This is a genomic window from Bradyrhizobium dasycarpum, from assembly GCF_042019905.1.
Taxonomy (GTDB): domain Bacteria; phylum Pseudomonadota; class Alphaproteobacteria; order Rhizobiales; family Xanthobacteraceae; genus Bradyrhizobium; species Bradyrhizobium japonicum_B.
This window is the reverse complement of record NZ_CP169574.1, coordinates 2,776,183-2,798,375: the sequence shown is the minus strand read 5'-3', so window position 1 is coordinate 2,798,375 and position 22,193 is coordinate 2,776,183. Positions and strand designations below refer to the sequence as shown.

Below are 22,193 nucleotides of genomic sequence, written 5' to 3'. Positions count from 1 at the left end.
CTATCCCAATTTATTCAGATGTACCGCAAGAAATTGAGATATTTGGCGACCCCCGCAGGGGTATGATCGGCGGATCAGATTCCGGAGCATCGCCATGCCCGTCGATTCCGCCCGTCTGGACACATTGACCGCCCTCAGCCGCAAGGCGCTGTGGTTGTCGTCCTGGACCATCCACCATGCCAACCACATCCGCGCCAATGCGGATGGACTCAAGGTCGGCGGCCACCAGGCTTCATCGGCCTCGCTCGCGACCATCATGTCGGCACTGTACTTCCACGTGCTGCGCCCGGAGGATCGCGTCGCGGTGAAGCCGCATGCGAGCCCGGTGTTCCACGCCATCCAGTACCTGTTCGGCCGGCAGAGCCGCGACAAGCTCGAGAACTTTCGCGGCTTCAAGGGCGCGCAGTCCTATCCGTCGCGTACCAAGGACGTCGACGACGTCGACTTCTCGACCGGCTCGGTCGGCCTCGGCGTCGCCCAGACGCTGTTCTCTTCGCTGGTGCAGGACTACGTCAAGGCGCACGGCTGGATGAAGGACCGCCGCGAGGGGCGCATGATTGCCCTGGTCGGCGATGCCGAGATGGACGAGGGCAACATCTTCGAGGCGCTGGCGGAGGGCTGGAAGCACGGCCTGCGCAACACCTGGTGGGTGGTCGACTATAACAGGCAGTCGCTCGATGCCGTCGTGCGCGAGGGTCTGTGGGAGAAGTTCGAGACCATGTTCCGCAATTTCGGCTGGGACGTGGTGATCGTGAAATACGGCCGCCTGATGCGCGAGGCCTTCGCCGAGCCCGGTGGCGAGGCCTTGAAGCGCTGGATCGACAATTGCCCGAACGCGCTCTATGCGGCGTTGTGCTTCCAGGGCGGCGCGGCCTTCCGCAAGCACCTGCATGACGAGATCGGCGACCAGGGCCCGATCACGAAGCTGATCGACAAGCGGAGCGACGACGAGATCTTGGCACTGATGTCGAATCTCGGCGGCCACGACATGGCGAGCATGCTCGAGGCATTCGACTCCATCGATCACGATCGCCCGGTCTGCTTCATCGCCTACACGATCAAGGGCGTCGGCCTGCCGTTCCAGGGCCACAAGGACAACCACGCCGGCCTGATGACTGTTACGCAGATGGAGAAATATCGCGACAGCCAGAACATCCGGCCCGGGCACGAATGGGACAAGTACGAGGGCCTGTCGCAATCCGCCGCCGAGCTCGACGCATTCCTCGCACGCGTGCCGTTCAACCAGGACGGCCGCCGCCTCAGCGCACCTGTGATCGAGGTGCCCGCCCAGCTCGCGTTCAAGCCGTCGCCGCAGATGTCGACGCAGCAGGGCTTTGGCCTCGTGCTCAACGAGATCGCGCGCAGCGACAGCGAGCTGGCGAGGCGCATCGTCACGACCTCGCCCGACGTCACCGTCTCGACCAATCTCGGCCCGTGGGTGAACCGCCGCGGCCTGTTCGCGCGCGCCGAGAAGGCGGATTTATTCCGCAGCGAGAAAATACCCTCGACCTACAACTGGGACGCCTCGCCCAAGGGCCAGCATCTGGAGCTTGGCATCGCCGAGATGAACCTGTTCATCATGCTCTCCGCGCTCGGCCTGTCGCACCAGATCAACGGCGAGCGGCTCTTGCCGGTCGGCACGCTCTACGATCCCTTCATCGAGCGCGGCCTCGATGCGCTGAACTATGCCTGCTACCAGGATGCCCGCTTCATGGTGGCGGCGACGCCGTCGGGCATCTCGCTCGCGCCGGAGGGCGGCGCGCACCAGTCGATCGCGACGCCCTTGATCGGCATGGCGCAGGATGGCCTCGCCTCGTTCGAGCCGGCCTTCGTCGACGAGCTCGCCGTGATCATGGGTTGGGGTTTCCAGCACATGCAGCGCGAGCCGGGCGAGGGTGGCTCGGTCTATATGCGCCTCTCGACGCGCAGCATCGAGCAGGCGCAGCGGATCATGACACCGGAGCTGCAGCAGGGCATCACCGACGGCGCGTACTGGTTGCGCAAGCCGGGCCCGAATGCCGAGGTCGTGATCGCCTATACCGGTGCGGTCGCGCCAGAGGCGATCGAGGCAACCGGCTTCATCGGCGAAAGTCGCCGCGATATCGGCCTGCTCGCGATCACCTCGGCCGATCGCCTGCATGCGGGCTGGACCGCCGCACGGAAATTGCGGCGCGATCGCCGCGGCGTGCAGCATCTCAGCCACATCGAGAGATTGCTGGCGCCGCTGCCGCGCGATTGCGGCATCGTGAGCGTGATCGATGGCCACCCTGCCGCGCTCGGCTGGCTCGGCAGCGTCCGCGGCCACCGCGTCGAGGCGCTCGGCGTCGAGCAGTTCGGCCAGACCGGCAGCATTGCGGACCTCTATCGGCACTACGGCATCGACGCCAACGCCATCATCGATGCGGCCGAAAGCCTCACCACCGGCGCACCGGTGCTGCATCGGAAAATGGCGGTGTAGTTGAGGTAACTCAACTGTCATTCCGGGGCGGCTCGGAGAGCCGAACTACGGTGCGCTTGCGCACCTGAGAATCTCGAGATTCCGGGTTCGATGCTTCGCATCGCCCCGGAATGACGGCCGAGAGAACCTTGCCACGTTCCCGCCATCGGCTCATATAACCTCCGTCCGCCGCAACGCTGGCCCGCATATGGCGGGTTCAATTGCCGGCGCTTTCGTGCAAGGATGCCGGCCGAAACGCCCCCACCATGCCCCCAAGAAGAGGTTAACGATGGTCAATCGCATGCAATTCTACATCGACGGCGCCTGGGTCGATCCGGTCGTCAAGAAGTCCACCGCCGTGGTCAATCCCGCCACGGAAGAGGCGATGTACGAGGTTGCGCTGGGCTCCAAGGCCGACGTGGACAAGGCGGTTGCCGCCGCCAAGCGCGCCTTCGCGACCTTCTCCCAGACCAGCCGCGATGAGCGCGTCGCGCTGCTCAGCAAGGTCATCGAGGTCTACAAGGGCCGCCTCAAGGAGATCGGCGCCGCCGTCTCCGACGAGATGGGCGCACCGCTGCCGATGGCGGAAAAGCTCCAGGCCGGTGCCGGCCTTGGCCATCTCATGACCACGCTCGACGTGCTCAAGAACTATCATTTCGAGGAGCCGGTCGGCACCGCCATGGTGCTGCGCGAGCCGATCGGCGTGGTCGGCATGATCACGCCCTGGAACTGGCCGCTCAACCAGATCGCCTGCAAGGTCGCGCCGGCGCTCGCCGCCGGCTGCACCATGATCCTGAAGCCCAGCGAGTTCACGCCGACCTCGGCGCTGATCTTCGCGGAAATCCTTCATGAAGCCGGCGTGCCGAAGGGCGTGTTCAATCTCGTCAACGGCCTCGGTCCCGAGGTCGGTGCCGCCATGAGCGAGCATCCCGACATCGACATGATCTCCTTCACCGGCTCGACCCGCGCCGGCATCGACGTGGCCAAGCGCGCCGCTCCCACCGTGAAGCGCGTCAGCCAGGAGCTCGGCGGCAAGTCGCCGAACGTCATCCTCGAAGGCGCCGACCTCACCAAGGCGGTGACCGGCGGCGTGATGCACATGTTCAACAATTCCGGCCAGTCCTGCAACGCGCCCTCGCGCATGATCGTGCCGCTGTCCAAGATGAAGGAAGTCGCAGCGATTGCGAAGGCGGTCGCCGACAAGACCAAAGCCGGTGATCCCCGCGCCGAAGGCACCACTATCGGACCGGTGGTCAACCGCGGCCAGTGGGACAAGATCCAGGGCTTGATCAAGAAGGGCATCGACGAGGGCGCAACGCTCGTCGCCGGCGGCCCGGGCCTGCCCGAGGGCGTCAACAAGGGCTTCTATGTCCGCCCGACCATCTTCGCGGACGTCACGCCCGACATGACGATCGCGCGCGAAGAGATCTTCGGACCGGTGCTGACCATCATCGGCGCCAAGGACGAAGCCGACGCGGTCAAGATCGCCAACGACACGCCCTATGGCCTCGCCGGCTACGTCTACGGTCCATCGGTCGAGGACGCCAAGCGAGTCGGGCGCCAGATCCGCGCCGGCAACGTCAACCTCCAGGGCGTGCCCAACGACCGCACCGCGCCGTTTGGCGGCTACAAGCAGTCCGGCAACGGCCGCGAGTGGGGCAAGTTCGGCCTCGAGGACTTCCTCGAAGTGAAGGCCGTCGCCGGCTTCAACGCGGCGTAGTTCATACGGCGCTTGCACTACAGGGAATGCCGGCTTCCAGGGAAGCCGGCATTCTTTGCTCGGAGACCGGCCGCTTCCACTGCGACAACAGCCCGTCAAATCAAGAAAAGCAAAGGGACGGAACGTGAGGAAATTGATCATCGCATTCGTTGCGCTGGTGCCGCTCTCAGGCGCTGCGCAGGCCCAGACGGTGAAGGATCTGCTCAACACCCTCCGGACGAAATGGAACGAACCGACCGAGCCGTTCAAGATCATCGACAACGTCTACTATGTCGGCACCAACGGACTCGCGTCCTACCTGATCACATCGCCCCAAGGGCATATTTTGGTCGATACCGTGATGCCGGAATCGACGTCGCAGATCAGGACGAGCATCGAGAAGCTTGGCTTCAAAATCAGCGACATCAAGTATCTCGTCAACACCCACGCCCATATCGACCACACCGGCGGCTTTGCCGAGTTGAAGCAGGCGAGCGGCGCGCAGATGGTCGCGGGCGATGCCGACAAGCCGTTGCTCGAAGGCGGCTACTATCCTGGTGCGCAGGAGGAGAAGGCGCTCGACTTTCCGCCGGTGAAAGTGGACCGAACGGTGCGTGAGGGCGACACCCTTGCGGTCGGCAGCGTTGTGCTGACGGCGCGCGAGACGCCCGGCCATTCGCCGGGCTGCACCAGCTGGGCCTTCTCGGTGAAGGACGGCGATGCAACACGCTCGGTCCTCATCTTCTGCAGCGGCACGGTCGCGCTGAACCGGCTTGTCGGCAACCCGACCTATTCCGGCATCGTTGACGACTATCGCAAGACCTTTGCGCGCGCCAAGGACATGAAGGTCGACATCCTGCTGGCTCCTCATCCCGAGATGTACAAGATGGCTGAGAAGCGCGCCAAGCTCGCCGTCGGCGGGCCCAATCCGTTCGTCGATCCCGGCGAGTTCAAGGTCTATGCGGCGTCGCTGGAGAAGGCCTTCGAGGAGGCGCTCGTCAAGCAGACCGCAGCGGCTCAGGAGAAGAAGGGGTAGGCGTGGTAGGTCGTGGGTGCGCTGTGGAGCCTATCCTCCCACCGCGCCCTGCGTATTCACATACAGCGCATAGATCGACTGGCTCGCGGCCATGAACAGACGGTTGCGCTTGAGTCCGCCGAAGCAGACGTTGGCGCAGCGCTCGGGCAGCGCGATGCGGCCGATCATGACGCCGTCGGGCGCGAACACCACGACGCCGTCGAGCTCGGGATCGCCCATGCCCCAGCCGCACCAGAGATTGCCGTCGATGTCGCAGCGCATGCCGTCGGGCGTGCCGGGACCGGCATCGATGTGGACGCGCTTATTCGAGATCGTGGTGCCGTCGGCCGAAACGTCATAGGCGAGGATTTTCCGGTTTGGCACGCCGCGCGATTCCACCACGTAGAGGATTGTCTCGTCCGGCGAGAAGCACAGTCCGTTCGGCCCGAGCACGCCTTCGGCGACGACGGTTGCCTTGCCGGTCGCCGGATCGAGCCGATAGACGTTCGGCTCGATCTCGGGCTCGGCCTTGTAACCCTCGTAATTGCCGAGCAGGCCGAAGGTCGGATCGGTGAACCAGATCGAGCCGTCCGATTTGACGACGACATCGTTCGGCGAGTTCAGCCGCTTGCCGTTGAATTGATCCATCAGCACCGTGATGCTGCCGTCATATTCGGTGCGGGTCACGCGGCGCCCGCCATGCTCGCAGGTGACGAGCCGGCCCTGGCGATCGCGCGTGTTGCCGTTGGCGAAATTGGAGGGTTTGCGGAACACGCTGACGGCGCCGGTCTCCTCCTCCCATCTGATGATGCGCTGGTTCGGGATGTCGCTGCAGAGGAGATAGCGCCCGTCGCCGAACCACACCGGACCCTCAGCCCAGCGCAGGCCGGTCGCGAGCCGCTCCACCGCCGACAGTTTCAGCCAGTATTTTTCGAAGCGGGGATCGAGCGCGTGGATGGCCGGATCGGGATAGTAGCTCGCCGGCCGCCAGCCCGGCCGTTCCTGGGTGTGGGACGATGCCTCATTCATGTCGGTTCTCTCGTTTCGTTCCCTCTGGACAATCCTGCTATCATTGGGGACACCTAATCGCAATTCGGACACCACGGGCGAGGAAGACATGCCGCGTATTTTGATGACGGGAGCTTCAGGCGGAATCGGCACCAGCCTGCGAAAGCTGCTGCCGCCGATCTATCCGGATCTGCTGCTCTCCGACATCAAGCCGCCCGCCGATCTCGGCGCGAACGAAAAGTTCAAGGCGGCGGACCTCGCCGATCTCGCGCAATGCGAGGCGATCTGCGAGGGGATCGACGGCATCATCCATTTCGGCGGCTATTCGGTCGAAGGCAGCTGGGACCAGATCCTCCAGGCCAACATCATCGGCGGCTACAATCTGTTCGAGGCCGCCCACCGCAAGGGCGTCAAGCGCGTGGTGTTCGCCTCGTCGAACCACGCCGTCGGCTTCTATCCGCGCCACCACAGGATCGGCACCGACGTCACCGCGCGGCCGGACAGCCGCTACGGCGTCAGCAAGGTGTTCGGCGAGGCCGTCGGCGCGCTCTATGCCGACAAGCACGGGATGAAGGTGACCTGCCTGCGCATCGGCAATTTCGGCGAGATGCCGCTCGACCAGCGCCGGCTCTCGATCTGGCTGAAGCCGGACGACCTCGTGCAGCTCTGCCGCATCGGGCTCGAGCATCCCGACATTCATTTCGAAATCTTCTACGGCGCTTCTTTCAACGAGCGCGCCTGGTGGGACAACCACCGCGCCTACGAATTCGGCTATCGCCCCACCGGACGCGCCGAGGATTTCCGCGAGCACGCCATGGCCGAGCAGGCCAAGCTGAAGCCGGATCTGGTCGGCGATTATTTCCAGGGCGGCACGTTCTGCAGCATGGAGTTCGACGCCGATCCGAGCAGGATCATCGATTGGACGAAGCGGTAGGGAGGCGCGCCCGACATGGTTTTGAGCGGCCGAAGCCTTGCTCGGCCGCTCAAACCTATGCTCGCGCCGGATCAGAACAGGCCCGGAATCAACATCGCGACCTTCTCCCTGTAGTGCCGGTACTGATCTCCGAACAGAGTGACCAGGTCGCGCTCCTCCAACCAGATGCCGACGAAGATGTAAACCGTCGTCACCGTCGCGAACAGCAGGTGGCCGAGTGTCATGGTGGGTGTCGACCAGAACGCGATGATGAAGCCGAGATAGATGGGATGCCGGATCAGGCGATAGAGGTCCGGCGTCTTGAACTTCATCGGCTCGGCGAGTCTACCTGCAAAGTGGCTGACGACTTGGGTCAGTCCGAACAGCTCGAAATGGCTGATCAGGAACGTGCTGTACAGTACGATAAGCCAGCCGGCGAAGCCGCCAACTACAGCGGCGTAGACAGCAATCGGCGTCTCGAATGCCCAAACAATGGACGTGATCGGCCGCCACTGCCAGAAGAGCAGGATCAGGCTCAGGCTCGCCAGCAGCACATAGGTGCTGCGTTCGAGCGCGGGTGAAGTGAACGCGGCGAACAACTTCTTGAAGCCTTGGCGAGCCATCCCGCTGTGTTGGACGGCAAACAGGGACATCAGCGCGAGGTTGACCAAGAGGGCCTGTGCGGTCGAGCCGGCCACACCGCTGTCGATCGTCTTGGGCACGATGAGCTGCGAAATGAAGCCCACCGCGTAGAGAAAAGTCCCGAAGAAGATGAGATACGCGAGGACGCCGTAGCCGAGCACGAAGCTTCGTGCCGCGAGCGAACTTGCCGTCTGAGCGGGTCCGTTATGCATGGTGATGGACATGATGGAGTTTCCAGTTTCGCGGAGGGGATGGAATGGCTGATTTGGTGGCGTGCCACTGTTGCCTTCATCACATTGCAGGGGCTGTCGGGAGCGTCGGAGCCTTGCATCTGCCGAGGCGTTTCTGGACCGTTGCGCCGCTCGCGCCTTCGGCATGAGGATCGTCGAACGTCGTCGCGGCCGAAGCCAGAACAATCGACGTCATGACGGCCCCGAACGTCACCATCGCCAACGCGGCGGTTCTGGTCTTGACGTTTCCCTGTTTGAAATGCCTGAATCTGGAGGACTTGGCTTCAGGAGCGTCGGATTGGAAGAAAGATTTCATGACTATTTCCTCGAATTGAAACTGTTGCTGGGACTGCAAATCCCCTGATGGTGAAGCGCGTCTTGACCCGTTCTATCGCTTGAGGTCGTGGCGTGGCCCGCATCGGCGGCCCTTCGCGAACTGCATTGCGGCCTTCTCGCGGTTCGCCAGCATGCTGGCGACAGACCGATTGATCAGTCGACGCAGCCGCAGCAGGATGCCGGCGAGATATCGCTGCGAGGGGCTCAGTGCGGGCGGCGCGTGAGACTGAATGGACATTTCCTTTCCTTTCACGGAATCGAGTATCGATGACGGCGCCCGCCGCTGATCTGCTATTCGGCGGCTGCCGTCTGCGGTGCAGGATCGCTGCGGACGACCACGGTCGTGGCGACCTTGTAGAATTCCTCGCCCGGCATGCCGACGCGCCGTGCATGCTCGCGGATCGACTCCCCGTCGCGGGCTTCATAGATGCAGAAGGTGCCGATGCGGCCATCGGCCTCATGGACCGCATAGCTGCGAATCCAGCGAACGCGGTCGGACATCTGCTCGTTGCCGATCCGCGCGGACTTCGCGCCCGCTGCTTCCAGTTCGCTCAGGTTTGCCCAGGCGCTTGGGCGACGAATGACATAGAGTTCCATAAGACGTCTCCTCGGGGTTGATGCTGCCAGTCGGTTGGTCGTGACCGATGGCCGTGAGGAGCTATAGGCGCCGCCGGCGCTGATCGTCCTTACCGGTGCCTGATCATTGCCTGATCCTTGTCTGAACCTTTTCCGTCTCTCCCAGACACACCGATATGACCCTCAGGTTTGGACCCTTCGAGCTCGACGAAGCGGGCCGTGCGCTTCTTCACGCGCAGCGGGAAGTCGCGTTACAGCCCCGCGTGTTTGACCTGCTGGTCTACCTGACGCGTAACCGGGACCGAGTCGTCACCAAGGAAGAGCTGCTCGATACCCTCTGGCCTGACGTAACGGTCACCGACAATTCCCTGCAACGGGCAGTGAGCATGCTGCGTGGCGTGCTCCGCAAGGGTGGGATGGATGGCGTCATCCGGAACATGCCAGGCAGGGGATATCGTTTCTGCATCGACGGCGTATCGGAGCTGCAGGTTGCTGCTCCCGGGACGATCGAAGAGCAAGCCCCGGACCTGCGGGCGCAAGCGCAGCGCGCCGTTGCCGCGCAGGCCTGGGACAAAGCCGCAGCGCTGTTCGAGGCGGCCGATACCGTCCAACCGCTCGAAGGCACCGACTTGCACCAATGGGCGCTGGCTTTGCAGTGCACCGGCAGGGCCGATGCGGCCCTGCCTCTCTTGGCTCGCGCAGTTGCCGTCCACACCAGGGCCGGCAACGTGCCGCTCGCCGTCACCGACGCCGTCACACTCTCCGGTTTGCATTTCGAGCGCGGCCAGTCGGCGATTGCCAAGGGCTGGCTCGCCCAAGCGGAGGATTGGGCCTGCGAGATCGAGGATCCCGCCACGACTGCGTTAACTCTCTGGATGAAGTCAAGGTCGCCGCGTTCGACGGCGAGCCTGAACAGGCGCTTTCTCTTGCCGACATCGCGTACAGCACGGTCCGGCACAAGGACGCTGTTGGCATCGAGGCGCTGAGTCTTGCCTATCGCGGGTTCTACCGGCTGTGTCTGGGCGATACGCGCGCAGGACTGGCGGACCAGGACCTCGCCGCTGCGATGGCGCTCTCCAGCGGCGATATCGATCCTATTGTCGGAGGCATCCTCTACTGCAACATCCTGTGGGCGGCGCGGATGTTCGGAGATTGGGCGAGGGCCGACCAGTGGACGCTGGGCTATCAGAAATATTGCACCGAGAGCGGGATGGAATTGACCGGGTCCTGCCAGCTTCATCGGTCCGAGGTTCTCGGCGTCAGGGGCTCGCTCGTTGAAGCCCTGTCCCGCATTCAGGACTCGCTGGCACGGCTCACCGGCGATGCACCTTGGGCGATCGGCGACGCCAACCGCGTGCTTGGCGACGTTCACGCGGCGATCGGTAACGACGACGACGCGCTCGAAGCCTATGAGAAGGCTTACGCGCGCGGCTGGTGCCCGGAACCGGGCCGCGCCATGCTGCTGCTGGAACGTGGTGAGGCTGAAGCCGCCTACGCCAGTCTCGAACGTAGTTTGATCGGAAAGACCTGGTGGACCCTGCAACGGCGAGGAATCCTGTTCGCGCATCTTGCGCTTGCCGCCGCGCACACGGGTCGTCGTGAGCAGGCATTAAAGCTGATCGAGGAACTCTCCGGAAGTCCCGACCGGTGGCCGATGCCGTCGATCCGGGCATTGACGAACGAGGCGCAATCGGTCCTCGCCCATGCGCGCGACGATTACGACTCTGCGCTGCGGCATCTTCATCTGGCCCGGCAGCTATGGTCGAGCATCGACGGTCGAGTGCAGGCCGTCAGGTTGAGGCTCCGCATCGCGAAGCTGCAGTTGGCGCATGATGACGTTCGAGGCGCTTCGGCGGAAATTCACGCAGCTCAGCTCCTGGCCAGCGAACTCGGCTCGCGGAAGTACGGGGCCGAATGCGCGGCTTTGCGGCGCGAGGTTGATATCCGAACGAGCGGACGCGCTGCCTAGCGACCGTCCACGCCGTTCGTGCGCCTCGACATCAGAAATGCAGGTTGATCCTCAGCAACGCCTGGTGCCGTTCGAACTGCTCCAGGTTGAGGCTGCGATTGTCGCCGAGCGCCTTGCCCGCAACTTGCATCTGCCATGTCCCGGAGATGCCGACTTCCTTCGAGATGCTGTAGGAGAAGGTCGGGCCGGCGAACACGGCATCGCCGAGGAAGCGGTCGAGTGCGCTGCCGTCATACGCCCGTGCGTAGCGAAGACCGAGGCCAAGCACGAGTTCAGGCTGCACTGCGTACGAGATCGCCGCCTGGAGCTGCATCTCGGAATCGTGCCGCCAAAGATTGGTGGCGATCTCGCGGGTTCCTCCGGTCCCGTACCAGACGTTGAAGGCCGCAAACAGCCTGTTCTTAACCAGCTCGCGATCGAATAGCGCGGCAAACTCCGCGCCATATTGCTGGATATGCAGGCCGGTGGCGTCGTCGATCCGGCTCCAGCCGGGCTGTGCGTGGAGGGTCAGCCCGAAGGGCGCGACGGTGCGATCGACCAGCTTGTAGCGCAGTTCGAGCGCGCCGCCGCCGAAAGAGACGTCCGAATGATCGGCAAGTCCCGGAACGCCGTTGATGCGCTGTCCGCTCAGTGCAAATCCGGGTGCGATCCGGAAATTGTCCGAGACCGTGTATTTGACCTGATTGAGGTTGCCCCAGGCCGCGTAGCTGCCGGAGCGCTTGCCGAACGCACCGACATTCTCGAACTCGATCTCGATATCGCCGGGCTTGCCGATGTCGGAGCCCATGCTGAAGCCGAAAATGTGCTCGGTGTCGATCTCCGCGTGGGCCGACGGCAACCCGCCCGCCAGCTTGTTGGCGCCGAGGCCGGGTGTGGAGCCGGGCCATGGAGCCGCATATGCGAGGCCGCGTGGGCCCTCATCAGCGGAGGCGGAGACGCAGCTCGCCAGATGACCGACGATGGTCGCCGCCGCCAATGCGCCCGGGAAGCTCGATCTTCTCACCACGACATTCCACCAACCTACGCAAACCAAGGGACCGATCGACGCCGGGGCTCTGGGTTCGCGCGCAAGCCCTCTGCGATTGCAAGTCATTCGCAAAAGGATCCCATAGAATGGCCGGGAATGCAACTACTTGCTAATCGTTCTTAGTTGCGTTCGAGACCAGACCTGCGCGTCGCAGGCTGAAGAGCAGGGAAGTCTGGTGGTGGCGCACGGGTGGTGGGGGGTCCACGAGGTTCAGCTACGTGCGCCATGAGAGCTGGAGTTCCACCGAACCGTGCCGGAGAAGCTGGAAAGCTGGCAGCACTCCGCGCGCGTTAGGGAGCATCGAGATCGGCAAACCCGATGCAGGATCACCTTGCCGTTGAAACGGCGACGGGCCGTGAGATGCTCGCTCGGGGAGGCCCCGGCCACCCACCCTCAGGCCTGCAACCCGGCTTATTGACAATCAGAGGGCCGGCCTTACGACGACTTCAAAGCTGAAGGAGCGACCTGATGACGAGTGGCTTGCGCAAGGGTTTAACCAGCTATGGCGACGCCGGCTTCTCGCTGTTCCTGCGCAAGGCCTTCATCAAGGCGATGGGCTATTCCGACGACGCGCTGGAGCGCCCGATCGTCGGGATCACCAACACCTATAGCGACTACAATCCCTGCCACGGCAACGTCCCGCAGATCATCGAAGCCGCCAAGCGCGGCGTGATGCTGTCCGGCGCGATGCCGTTCGTGTTTCCGACCATCTCGATCGCCGAGAGCTTTGCGCATCCGACCTCGATGTATCTGCGCAACCTGATGGCAATGGATACCGAGGAGATGATCCGCGCCCAGCCGATGGATGCGGTGATCGTGATCGGCGGCTGCGACAAGACGCTGCCGGCGCAGGTGATGGCGGCGATCAGCGCCGACCTGCCGACCGTGGTGATTCCGGTCGGTCCCATGGTGGTCGGTCATCACAAGGGCGAGGTGCTCGGGGCCTGCACCGATTGCCGCCGCCTTTGGGCGAAATATCGTGCCGGCGAGATGGACGATTCCGAGATCGAGGCGGTGAACGGGCGTCTGGCGCCCTCGGTCGGCACCTGCATGGTGATGGGCACGGCCTCGACCATGGCCTGCATGATCGAGGCCATGGGCCTGTCGCTGCCGATGAGCGCGACGATTCCGGCGCCGCATGCCGAACGCTTCCGTCTCGCCGAGGCGAGCGGGCGGGTTGCCGCCGAGATGGCCAAGACCAAGGGGCCGAAGCCGAGCGAGCTGCTGACGCCGGCTTCCTTCAGGAATGCGCAGGTGGTGCTTCAGGCGATCGGCGGCTCGACCAACGGCCTGATCCATCTGACCGCGATGGCGCATCGCTCGCCGCACCGGCTCGACCTCGAGGTCTTCGACCAGATCGGCCGCGAGGTGCCTGTGCTGGTCGATCTCAAGCCGTCCGGCGAGCACTACATGGAGCATTTCCATCACGCCGGCGGCGTGCCGAAGCTGCTTGCGCAGCTCGGCGACCTCGTTGATCTCGATGCCAGGACGATCTCCGGCCAGACGCTGCGCGATGTCGTGGCGAATGCCGAGGACGTGCCCGGGCAGGACGCGATCCGCTCGCGCGACAATTCGATCAAGAAGGAGGGCGGCCTCGCCGTGCTGCACGGCAACCTCGCGCCACGCGGCGCGGTGATCAAGCAATCGGCGGCGAGCCCGAAGCTGCTCAAGCATACCGGGCGCGCGGTGGTGTTCGAATCCGTCGAGGACATGACCTTGCGGGTCGACGATCCCGATCTCGATGTCACCGCCGATGACGTGCTGGTGCTGCGCAATGCCGGTCCGAAGGGGGCGCCGGGGATGCCCGAGGCCGGCTATCTGCCGATCCCGAAGAAGCTGGCGCGCGGCGGCACCAAGGACATGGTGCGCATCTCGGATGCGCGCATGAGCGGCACTGCGTTCGGCACCATCGTTCTGCACATCACGCCGGAATCCGCCGTGGGCGGGCCGCTCGCCCTGGTGCAGAACGGTGACATGATCAGCCTGGACGTCGCCAAGCGCAGCATCGAGCTGCTGGTCGATGCGGCCGAGCTCGAACGCCGTCGCGCCAACTTGAAGCCGGCCGCAGCGCCCGAAGAGGCACGCCGCGGCTACGCCTGGCTGTTCAACGAGACCATCATGCAGGCCGACGAGGGCTGCGATTTCGATTTCATGCAGAGGGCCGGGCCTGCGAAGGGTTGAGCGAGCGCGGCACTACTTGCCCTTGCTCGTGAACTTCTTCACGGCGGTGCGGAAGTCCTCGGTGTTCATTGCCATGATGATCTTGTGCTCCTCGGCATCGAGCTGCTGCTTCACCGGCGTGGTCGCGGCCTGATAGACCAGCTGCTTGGTGCCGGCGATCGCAGCCGGCGGGTTCTGCGCAAGACGCTCGGCGAGCTGTCGCGTCGCCGCCTTCAGCTCCGCGGCGGCAACGACCTTGGCGACCAGGCCCCATTCATAGGCCTGCTGCGCGGTGAAATTGTCCTCGGACAGGAAGATCTGCAGCGCCCGGCGCGAGCCGACCGTGCCGACGATGCCGACCGTGGAGCCGCCGTCCGGCGACACGCCGATCTTGGCATAGGCTGGCGTGAACTTGGCATCGTCGGCGGCGATGCAGAGATCGGTGACGAAGGCGAGGCCCATGCCGGCGCCGGCGGCCGAGCCGTGCACGCTCGACAACGAAATCTTCGGCATGCGCCTGACCATCTCGATGAAGGCATGATAGTGCTTCAAGAGCTCGCCGACGACCGGTGTCACGGTGCCTGCCTCGGCGGCCGCCCCGATCGTCTGCAGATCGCCGCCGGCCGAGAAGGCGCGGCCTTCGCCTTCGATCACCAAGACCTTGATGGCGTCGTCGTCCTCGATATAGGCCGCGAGCTGCTCGAGCTTCTGCGCAATCGCGAGGTTGATCGAGTTGTATGCGGCAGGGCGGTTGAGCGTGATGGTCGCGATCGGGCCGTCGATCCGCAGCAGGGCAGGATCGTCGGGCTTTGAAACGGGAGCTGGCATTTCGAAAATCCCCGGCATGAGGTAATTGCTGCAACTAAATCGCAGAAGCCGAGGGGTGACAATCCCCGCCTGCTGCTCTTGCACTGGGCCAAACGATAGGCTCAAATGGGCAGCCTTTTCCAAGGGACGGACACGAGCGCCGGCTCCTCGTAAGGTCAGCAACCAGAATCAGCGAGAGGAGATGGCATGGGTCACGCTCGTGTCTTCCGGAAATGGGCTGTCCAATGAGCGGCGGTCCGGTGATCATTGTCGGTGCCGGCCATGGCGGCTACCAGGTCGCGGCATCGCTGCGCCAGGCCGGCTTTTCCGGCCGCGTCTGCCTGATCAACGACGAGGCGCATCTGCCCTATCAGCGACCGCCGCTGTCCAAGGCTTACATCAAGGGCTCGGCCGGTCCCGAGAGCCTGATGTTCCGCCCCGAAAAGTTCTACCACGACCAGAACATCGAGCTGATCGCCGGCCGCGCGGCCTCGATCGATCGCGCGGGGCACAAAGTGCAGCTCGCCTCCGGCGAAACGCTTGGCTACGGCCATCTCGTGCTGGCGACCGGCGCACGCAACCGGCTGCTCGATCTGCCCAACGCCAACCTGCCCGACGTGAAGTATTTGCGCATCCTCGACGAGAGCGAAGCGCTGCGGGCGATCATGCCGTTGAAGACGCGCGCCGTGATCATCGGCGCCGGCTTCATCGGCCTCGAATTCGCCGCCACCGCGCGGATCAAGGGCCTCGAGGTCGACGTGCTCGAGCTCGCCCCGCGCGTGATGGCGCGGGCGGTGACGGCGGAGGTGTCGGACTATTTCCAGGCGCGGCACCGCGAGGCCGGCATTCGCATCCACCTCGGCGTGCAGGCGACCTCGATCGAGGCGGAGGGCGGCAAGGTCACCGGCGTCTCCCTGAGCGACGGACGGCATCTGCCCGCCGACCTCGTCGTGGTGGGCGTCGGCGTGCTGCCGAACATCGAGCTCGCGGCGGAGGCGGGGCTGCCGGTCGCGGCCGGCATCATCGTCGACGAATATCTTGCGACGGCCGATCTAGACATCTCCGCGATCGGCGATTGCGCGCTGTTCGCAAGCCCGCGCTTCGGCGGATCGCTGCGGCTGGAATCGGTGCAGAACGCGACCGACCACGCCCGCTGCCTCGCGGCGCGGCTGACCGGCGACAAGAAGCCTTACGACGGCCATCCCTGGTTCTGGAGCGACCAGGGCGACGACAAGCTCCAGATCGCGGGGCTGACCACCGGCTACGACCGCGTCGTGCTGCGCGGCAACCCGGCGAACAAGGCGTTCTCGGCGTTCTGCTACAAGGGCGACAGGCTGCTCGGCATCGAATCGATCAACCGCGCCGGCGATCACATGTTCGGCCGCCGCCTGCAGGCCATGGACCGCTCGATCACGCCGGAGCAGGCCGCGGACGAAAGCTTCGACCTGAAGAGCGCGCTGGCGTAACTAAGAGGCTCCGAGAACAGCCTTCACCTCCGCGGCCGTCGGCATCGATGGCCCCGCGCCCATCCGCTGCACGCTGATCGAGGCGGCGGCATTGGCGAAGGCGAGGGCGGCGCGCAAAGGCACATCGTCGGCAAGTTGCGCGGCGAGCGCGCCGACAAAGCAGTCGCCGGCGCCGGTGGTGTCGATCGCCTTCACGGCGCGCCCCGGCACGGTGATCTCCTCGCGCCCGGCAAGCGCAAGCACGCCGCGCTTGCCGAGCGTGACGCAGATGGTCTGATCCTGACGGGCCTGAAGTTTTCGCGCGACGTCGATGATCCTTGCGGCCTCATCGTCGTCCGACAGCTCGCTGCCCCCGAGGAAGCCGAGCTCGGTCTCGTTCAGCACGAGGATGTCGACCAGCGCCAGCAGCTCGCCCGGCATCTTCTGCGCCGGCGCAGGGTTCAAGACAGTCACGGCGCCGGCCTCACGCGCGCGCCCGAAGAATGCAGCGATTGTCGGCAGCGGAATCTCGAACTGGCTGACCGCGACGTCGCCTTTCAGCAGCGGCACCACCTCGACGTCCTCAGCGCCGACAAGCCCGTTCGCCCCGGGAACGACGACGATGGTGTTGTCGGCCTCCGCCACCGTGATGATCGCGGTCCCGGTGTGCGCCTCGGCCGTCTCCACGACATAGCCGAGATCGATGCCCTGCTCCTCGAGGAAGGCTTTCAGCTCGGCTCCGAACAGATCCTTCCCCAGGCGCCCGATCAACGTCGTCCCGGCGCCGAGCCGTGACGCTGCCACGGCTTGGTTGGCGCCTTTTCCGCCCGGAAAATACAGCACCTGTCGGCCCGCGACGGTCTCGCCGACCTTGGGGTGGCGATCGGCCGTCGCCACCACATCCATGTTGATGCTGCCCGCGACGAAGACGCGCCCCATCTGGATCTAGACCCTGACCTCGAACTCGTGCCTGACCTTGGCAATATCGACCAGCGTCGGCAGGCCGGCCTCGTTGCCGAGGCGCTGGATCTTGAAGGTCGAGGCGGCCCTCGCGAAATCGAAATGCTCGCGCCAGCTTTTGCCGGGATGAGCGAGGTAGGAATAGACATAGGCGCCGTGGAAGACGTCGCCGGCGCCGTTGGTGTCGATCACGCGTTCGCGCGGGATCGGCATCGCCGGCATCACCTGCACCGTTCCGGTCTCGTCGTACCAGAACAGGCCCTTCTCGCCCATGGTGACGCCGCCGATCTTGCAGCCGCGGCCCTTGAGATAGTCGAGCATCTTCTCCGGCGTCAGGTCCATCTGCTCGCACAGGCGCTCGGCGACGATGGCGACGTCGATGAATTCCAGCAGCTCGTGGGTGTTGGTGCGCAGGCCGCCGCCGTCGAGCGAGGTCAGGATGCCGGCCTCGCGGCACACCTTTGCGTAGTGGATCGCCGCGTCCGGCTGGTGGCCGTCGACATGCAGCGCGCGGCAGCCGCCGAGATTGAGCATCGGAAAGGGATGGATGTGCTCGTCGTCGCGGCAGCGGACGATGGCGCGCTTGCCGTCCTTGGGCATGATGAAGGACAGCGAGGACTGGTTGACCTTCCGCCCGTGCAGCGAGATCGCGTATTTCGCGCACATGTCCTGGAACATGCGTCCCAGCCAGTCATTGGCCACCGTGGCGATGAGATCCGGCACGATGCCGAGCTTGGCGCAGCAGAACGCCGCCGTCACGGCGTTGCCGCCGAAGGAGACGGCGTAGTCCGAGGCGACGTGCTTTTCGTCGCCGCTCGGCATGTGGTCGGTGATGAAGACGACGTCGATATAGGTCTGTCCGATGAAGAGAGCCTGCATTGCCTGTCCGTCATGCGCTTGTGGTCCCGGCCGGTGCGCTTACTGTAGCACCGGTTCCGCTCCGGCGGGACGCTGAAATTATTCGCAAAACTGCCGCCCGAAGCGCTTGAGGTCAGCATGGTCAGGGAATACGACCATCACCGGGCAATGCCAAGTCCGGACAAACGCCGTGTTTCGGCCCATGGGTTCCAGGGCCATGAAAGGGGCGATCAGAGGGAGAAAAATGATCACCGGCCTCGATCACGTCGTCGTACTGGTGAGGGACATCGGGGCGGCCAAGGCGGCCTACCAGACGCTGCTCGCCCGCGCGCCGGCCTGGCAGAACTCGGGCGAGGGCGCCGATCGCGTGCTGTTCACCCTTGCAAACATGACGATCGAGTTGATGGCGCCGAGCGGCTTCAGCGTGACGGCGGATCGCATGCGGGCATTGCTCGATGACCAGGAGGGCATGCTCGCCAGCCTGTGCTTCCGTGTCGCGGACATCAGCCGGATGCACCGCCGGCTGGAGCGGGTGGCCCTGAACCCGGATCCGGTCACCGAGGTCGAAAGCAGCGACATCGAAACAGGTAACGTCCTGCACTGGAAGCGCACACGCGCCGCCACGGAACTCACGCGCGGCGTGCGCATGTTCTTCCTCGAGCTGGCCGACGAGCGTCCGCTCTCGGTCGCCACCGACATCGCGCCGGTCGACGCGCTCGACCACGTCGTGGTCACCACCGAGGATTCCGAACGGGCCGCCGCACTTTACGGCGCGCGGCTCGGCCTCGATCTGGCGCTCGATCGCTCGCACCAGGATTGGGGCCAGCTGATGTTCTTCCGCTGCGGCGACCTCATCGTCGAGGTGGTCCGCCGGCCCGTCGCCGGCAGCGACCTCGCGCATGACCGTCTGTGGGGTCTGAGCTGGCGCGTCGCCGACATCGACGCCACCCGTGCCCGCCTGATCGCGGCCGGCCTCGACCTCAGCGAAGTGCGCAACGGCCGCAAGCCGGGCACGCGGATCATGACGGTGCGGAGCGGCACCTGCGGCGTGCAGACCGTGCTACTGGAGCGCTCGCCGAAGCCGGTGGAGTGACGGAGCGTACGATGTCGTGTCCCGGACGCGCTGCAACGCTCTTGCGTTGCTGCGCGTCCGGGGCACGAGATCGTTCTCAAAGGCCCGTGCGCGTGTTACACGCCATATCCAGACCACCCCAGCGAGCACCGGTTTGGCGAAGGCAAAGCGAACTCTGAAATGGCAGCGCGACCCCGAGGGGATGCGGCTGCGCATTCTCGAAGCCGCCAAGCAGGAGTTTTCCGCCCATGGTCTCGCCGGCGCGCGCGTCGACCGCATCGCGGCCAAGGCCGGTGCCAACAAGCGCATGCTGTACTACCACGTCGGTAACAAGGACGAGCTCTACCTGGCGGTGCTCGAAGGCGCCTATGACAAGATCCGCAGCGAGGAGCGGGGGCTCGATCTCGAGCATCTCGATCCGCCCGAGGCGATCAGGCGGCTGATCGAGTTCACCTGGAATTACTTCCTGCGCAATCCCGAATTCCTGTCCTTGCTCCAGACTGAGAACCTCGCGCGCGCAAAACACCTGAAGAAATCGACCAAGGTCAAGTCGATGCACTCGCCCTTCGTCGAGATGATCCGCACCGTGGTGCGGCGCGGCGTCGAGTCCGGCGACTTCCAGGTCGCGGTCGACCCGGTGCAGCTCTACATCTCGATCGCGGCGCTCAGCTTCTTCTATCTCTCCAACTCGGCGACGCTCAGCGTGATCTTCGGCCGCGATCTCCTGGACAAGAAGGCCAAGGACGAACGGCTGGCGCACATGGTCGGCCTCGTGCTGGCTGCACTGACGGGACAGTCGGTGGCGCTGTTCGAGGTCGCGAAGGCGCCGAAGTCGCGCGCCGTGGTGGCGCAGACGGTTTAGTCCTCCATTCTCTCTGCTGTCATTCCGGGGCGGTCCGTAGGACCGAACCCGGAATCTCGGGATCCTCAGGTGCGCAAGGGCGCACCGTGGTTCGATGCTTCGCATCGCTCCGGAATGACGACGCTGGTGTGCCGGAACCCGCGCCCAAAACGTCACAGGGAAAGCTCTAGACAGTATTTATCCAACGGGTTAATTTCTCGGCACAACGAAGAAGACTGCCGGGAGTGAAAATTGGCCGAGCCGAAGCCGCAAAATGCTGTTTCCAAGCTGCTGAATGCCGCCTGGGTTCGGCCGTTCTTGTTCCTGGTCTTCATCGTCGTCGCCTGGGATCTCGCCATCCGGCTCTTCAGGATCCCCGCCTACCAGATCCCGTCGCCGCTCGATGTTGTTGCCGTGCTGCGGACCGAGTGGCCGGAACTGCTGCGCCAGTCCTGGCCGACCACCTATGCGACCGTGTGCGGCTTCCTGCTGTCGGCGCTGTTCGGCATTCCCGTCGCGATGCTGATCGCCGGCTCGAAGACGGTGGAGAGCTACGTCTATCCGCTGCTGGTGTTCTCCCAATCCGTGCCGAAGATCGCGATCGCGCCGCTGTTCGTGGTCTGGTTCGGCTTCGGCATCATTCCGAAGGTGATCTCGGCGTTCCTGCTCGGCTTCTTTCCCGTGGTCGTCTCTGCCGTGCAGGGCTTCAAATCGGTCGATCCCGACATGGTCGATCTCGCCCGCGCCATGCAGGGCAGCCGTTTCCAGGTGTTCCGCGCGGTGAACCTGCCGCATGCGCTGCCGGCGATTTTTTCCGGCCTCAAGGTCTCGGTGACGCTCGCCGTGGTCGGTGCTGTCGTCGGCGAGTTCGTCGGCTCCAATTCCGGCATCGGCTACGTCATGCAGCGCTCGATCGGCACGTTCGATCTGCCGACGATGTTCGCGGCGCTCGTCATCCTCGCGCTGCTCGGCGTGGTCCTGTTCTGGATCGTGGACCGGATCGAGAAGCTGGTGATTCCCTGGCATGTCAGCCAGCGCGAGGACGTGATCTTTGCATCTTGAGGGCATGATCCGGAAAAGTGTGCAGCGGTTTTCCGATCCGATCATGCTCAAACAAAAACCAGCAACGAACGGCCACCAACGGCCGACGTAACAGACGGCAAGGGAGAGAAACGATGAAGCGGTTGATTGGGGCTGTCTCGGCGGTGCTGATGGTTCTTGCGGCCATGCCGGCGCAGGCGGCCGACAAGGTCGTGCTGATGCTGAACTGGTACGTCTATGGCGAGCACGCGCCGTTCTATTACGGCAAGGCCAAGGGCATCTATGCGGCCGAGGGCATCGACCTCGAGATCCAGGAAGGTCGCGGCTCGGCCGCCACCACCCAGGCCGTCGCGGCCAAGACCGCCGATTTCGGCTATGTCGACGTCCCCACCATGATGCGCGCCGCAATCAAGGGTGCCCCCGTGGTTGCGGCCGGCGTGCTGCTGCAGACCTCGCCGATGTCCGCCATGGGCTTCGCCGACAAGAACATCAGGAAGCCGGAAGATATCAAGGGCAAGACGGTAGCGATCACGCCGGCGGATTCCATGACCCAGATCTGGCCGCTGTTCCTGAAGAAGACCGGCCTGAAGGAGAGCGACTTCAAGACCGTTGCCGGCGACGGCCAGACCAAGCTCAACGCCGTCATCAACGGCCAGGCTGATCTGCTGCTCGGCTACGTCATGGACCAGTCGATGAAGATCAAGGACGCCACCGGCAAGGACGTCTATCCGATCAAGTTCGCCGACTACGGCATCAACATGGTTTCATCAGGCATCATCGCCAACACCGACTACGTGAAGGCCAATGCCGACCTCGTCCGCCGCTTCATGTCGGCGACCACGAAAGCGGTCGAAGCCGCCGAGAAGGAGCCGAAGGCGGCGGCGCAATCGATCCTCGATGCCAACCCCAAGGGCGGCAAGATCGACACGCTGACGCAAGGTTTCGAGCTGACCATTCCGCTGTATCGGACCGCGGAGACCAAGGGCAAGCGTCCGTTCCAGGTCACCGACCAGAACATGACTGATACGGTCAATCTGATGGTCGAATATGGCGGGCTCGACGCCAAGGCCAAGGACAACCCGAAGGCGTTCTACACCAACGATTATCTGCCGAAGAGCGGCTCGTGACCGACAAGCACACCGTCATTCCGGGGCACC

20 protein-coding genes are annotated in these 22,193 nt (G+C 64.4%); 11 read left to right on the top strand and 9 right to left on the bottom strand.

What is annotated here, in order from left to right; translation table 11 throughout:
• Window positions 1-94: 94 nt before the first annotated feature.
• The 3 genes from ACETMP_RS13615 to bla all read left to right on the top strand — a co-directional run bounded on the left by ACETMP_RS13615 (window position 95) and on the right by bla (window position 5,172).
• The gene (locus ACETMP_RS13615; RefSeq protein WP_375161327.1) at window positions 95-2,458 is read left to right on the top strand and encodes a transketolase; all 2,364 of its coding nucleotides are present in this window, start codon (window positions 95-97) and stop codon (window positions 2,456-2,458) included.
• A 268-nt stretch (window positions 2,459-2,726) separates the two neighbouring features.
• Entirely contained in the window at window positions 2,727-4,157 is a 1,431-nt protein-coding gene (locus tag ACETMP_RS13610) for an aldehyde dehydrogenase family protein (protein ID WP_028135169.1), read from the top strand.
• A gap of 124 nt (window positions 4,158-4,281) precedes the next feature.
• Window positions 4,282-5,172 (top strand): subclass B3 metallo-beta-lactamase, encoded by an 891-nt coding sequence (bla, locus tag ACETMP_RS13605; RefSeq protein WP_028135170.1) that lies wholly within the window; start codon window positions 4,282-4,284, stop codon window positions 5,170-5,172.
• Window positions 5,173-5,202: 30 nt separating this feature from the next.
• On the opposite strand, the gene ACETMP_RS13600 is transcribed toward bla, so the two are convergent.
• Entirely contained in the window at window positions 5,203-6,180 is a 978-nt protein-coding gene (locus ACETMP_RS13600) for an SMP-30/gluconolactonase/LRE family protein (RefSeq protein WP_375161326.1), read from the bottom strand.
• A gap of 88 nt (window positions 6,181-6,268) precedes the next feature.
• Between ACETMP_RS13600 and ACETMP_RS13595 the strand changes: the two genes are divergently transcribed.
• Window positions 6,269-7,093, top strand: a complete 825-nt coding sequence (locus ACETMP_RS13595; protein ID WP_375161325.1) for an NAD-dependent epimerase/dehydratase family protein — start codon at window positions 6,269-6,271, stop codon at window positions 7,091-7,093.
• A gap of 71 nt (window positions 7,094-7,164) precedes the next feature.
• On the opposite strand, the gene mddA is transcribed toward ACETMP_RS13595, so the two are convergent.
• The 4 genes from mddA to ACETMP_RS13575 all read right to left on the bottom strand — a co-directional run bounded on the left by mddA (window position 7,165) and on the right by ACETMP_RS13575 (window position 8,877).
• On the bottom strand, window positions 7,165-7,926 hold the full coding sequence (gene mddA / locus ACETMP_RS13590; RefSeq protein WP_375161901.1) for a methanethiol S-methyltransferase: 762 nt from the start codon (window positions 7,924-7,926) through the stop codon (window positions 7,165-7,167).
• A gap of 79 nt (window positions 7,927-8,005) precedes the next feature.
• Window positions 8,006-8,260, bottom strand: a complete 255-nt coding sequence (locus ACETMP_RS13585) for a hypothetical protein (RefSeq protein WP_375161324.1) — start codon at window positions 8,258-8,260, stop codon at window positions 8,006-8,008.
• A gap of 72 nt (window positions 8,261-8,332) precedes the next feature.
• Window positions 8,333-8,518 carry a hypothetical protein gene (locus tag ACETMP_RS13580; protein ID WP_375161323.1) on the bottom strand — a complete coding sequence of 62 codons (186 nt, stop codon included), beginning with the start codon at window positions 8,516-8,518 and terminating at the stop codon, window positions 8,333-8,335.
• 53 nt (window positions 8,519-8,571) lie between these two features.
• Entirely contained in the window at window positions 8,572-8,877 is a 306-nt protein-coding gene (locus ACETMP_RS13575) for a nickel-binding protein (RefSeq protein ID WP_375161322.1), read from the bottom strand.
• Window positions 8,878-9,032: 155 nt separating this feature from the next.
• On the opposite strand from ACETMP_RS13575, the gene ACETMP_RS13570 reads away from it, so the two are divergent.
• Complete coding sequence (locus ACETMP_RS13570) at window positions 9,033-9,842, top strand: transcriptional regulator (protein WP_375161321.1); 810 nt, start codon at window positions 9,033-9,035, stop codon at window positions 9,840-9,842.
• A gap of 1,014 nt (window positions 9,843-10,856) precedes the next feature.
• On the opposite strand, the gene ACETMP_RS13565 is transcribed toward ACETMP_RS13570, so the two are convergent.
• Entirely contained in the window at window positions 10,857-11,828 is a 972-nt protein-coding gene (locus ACETMP_RS13565) for a transporter (protein WP_375161320.1), read from the bottom strand.
• Window positions 11,829-12,320: 492 nt separating this feature from the next.
• Between ACETMP_RS13565 and ACETMP_RS13560 the strand changes: the two genes are divergently transcribed.
• Complete coding sequence (locus ACETMP_RS13560; protein WP_375161319.1) at window positions 12,321-14,033, top strand: IlvD/Edd family dehydratase; 1,713 nt, start codon at window positions 12,321-12,323, stop codon at window positions 14,031-14,033.
• A gap of 12 nt (window positions 14,034-14,045) precedes the next feature.
• On the opposite strand, the gene ACETMP_RS13555 is transcribed toward ACETMP_RS13560, so the two are convergent.
• On the bottom strand, window positions 14,046-14,840 hold the full coding sequence (locus tag ACETMP_RS13555; RefSeq protein ID WP_375161318.1) for an enoyl-CoA hydratase/isomerase family protein: 795 nt from the start codon (window positions 14,838-14,840) through the stop codon (window positions 14,046-14,048).
• A 224-nt stretch (window positions 14,841-15,064) separates the two neighbouring features.
• Between ACETMP_RS13555 and ACETMP_RS13550 the strand changes: the two genes are divergently transcribed.
• Window positions 15,065-16,285, top strand: a complete 1,221-nt coding sequence (locus ACETMP_RS13550; RefSeq protein WP_375161317.1) for an NAD(P)/FAD-dependent oxidoreductase — start codon at window positions 15,065-15,067, stop codon at window positions 16,283-16,285.
• Here the strand turns inward: ACETMP_RS13550 and ACETMP_RS13545 are convergent, their stop codons facing one another.
• Entirely contained in the window at window positions 16,286-17,203 is a 918-nt protein-coding gene (locus ACETMP_RS13545; protein ID WP_375161316.1) for a ribokinase, read from the bottom strand.
• A gap of 6 nt (window positions 17,204-17,209) precedes the next feature.
• Window positions 17,210-18,103: a sugar kinase gene (locus ACETMP_RS13540; protein WP_126256500.1), complete on the bottom strand. Its 894-nt coding sequence runs from the start codon at window positions 18,101-18,103 to the stop codon at window positions 17,210-17,212.
• 223 nt (window positions 18,104-18,326) lie between these two features.
• On the opposite strand from ACETMP_RS13540, the gene ACETMP_RS13535 reads away from it, so the two are divergent.
• The 4 genes from ACETMP_RS13535 to ACETMP_RS13520 all read left to right on the top strand — a co-directional run bounded on the left by ACETMP_RS13535 (window position 18,327) and on the right by ACETMP_RS13520 (window position 22,163).
• A complete protein-coding gene (locus ACETMP_RS13535) occupies window positions 18,327-19,175 on the top strand; it encodes a VOC family protein (RefSeq protein ID WP_375161315.1) in 849 nt (282 codons plus the stop codon).
• A 133-nt stretch (window positions 19,176-19,308) separates the two neighbouring features.
• Entirely contained in the window at window positions 19,309-20,016 is a 708-nt protein-coding gene (locus ACETMP_RS13530) for a TetR/AcrR family transcriptional regulator (RefSeq protein ID WP_196236015.1), read from the top strand.
• Window positions 20,017-20,247: 231 nt separating this feature from the next.
• Complete coding sequence (locus tag ACETMP_RS13525) at window positions 20,248-21,057, top strand: ABC transporter permease (protein WP_135162343.1); 810 nt, start codon at window positions 20,248-20,250, stop codon at window positions 21,055-21,057.
• Between the two features lie 113 nt (window positions 21,058-21,170).
• Window positions 21,171-22,163 (top strand): ABC transporter substrate-binding protein, encoded by a 993-nt coding sequence (locus tag ACETMP_RS13520; RefSeq protein WP_375161314.1) that lies wholly within the window; start codon window positions 21,171-21,173, stop codon window positions 22,161-22,163.
• The last annotated feature ends 30 nt before the right edge of the window (window positions 22,164-22,193 follow it).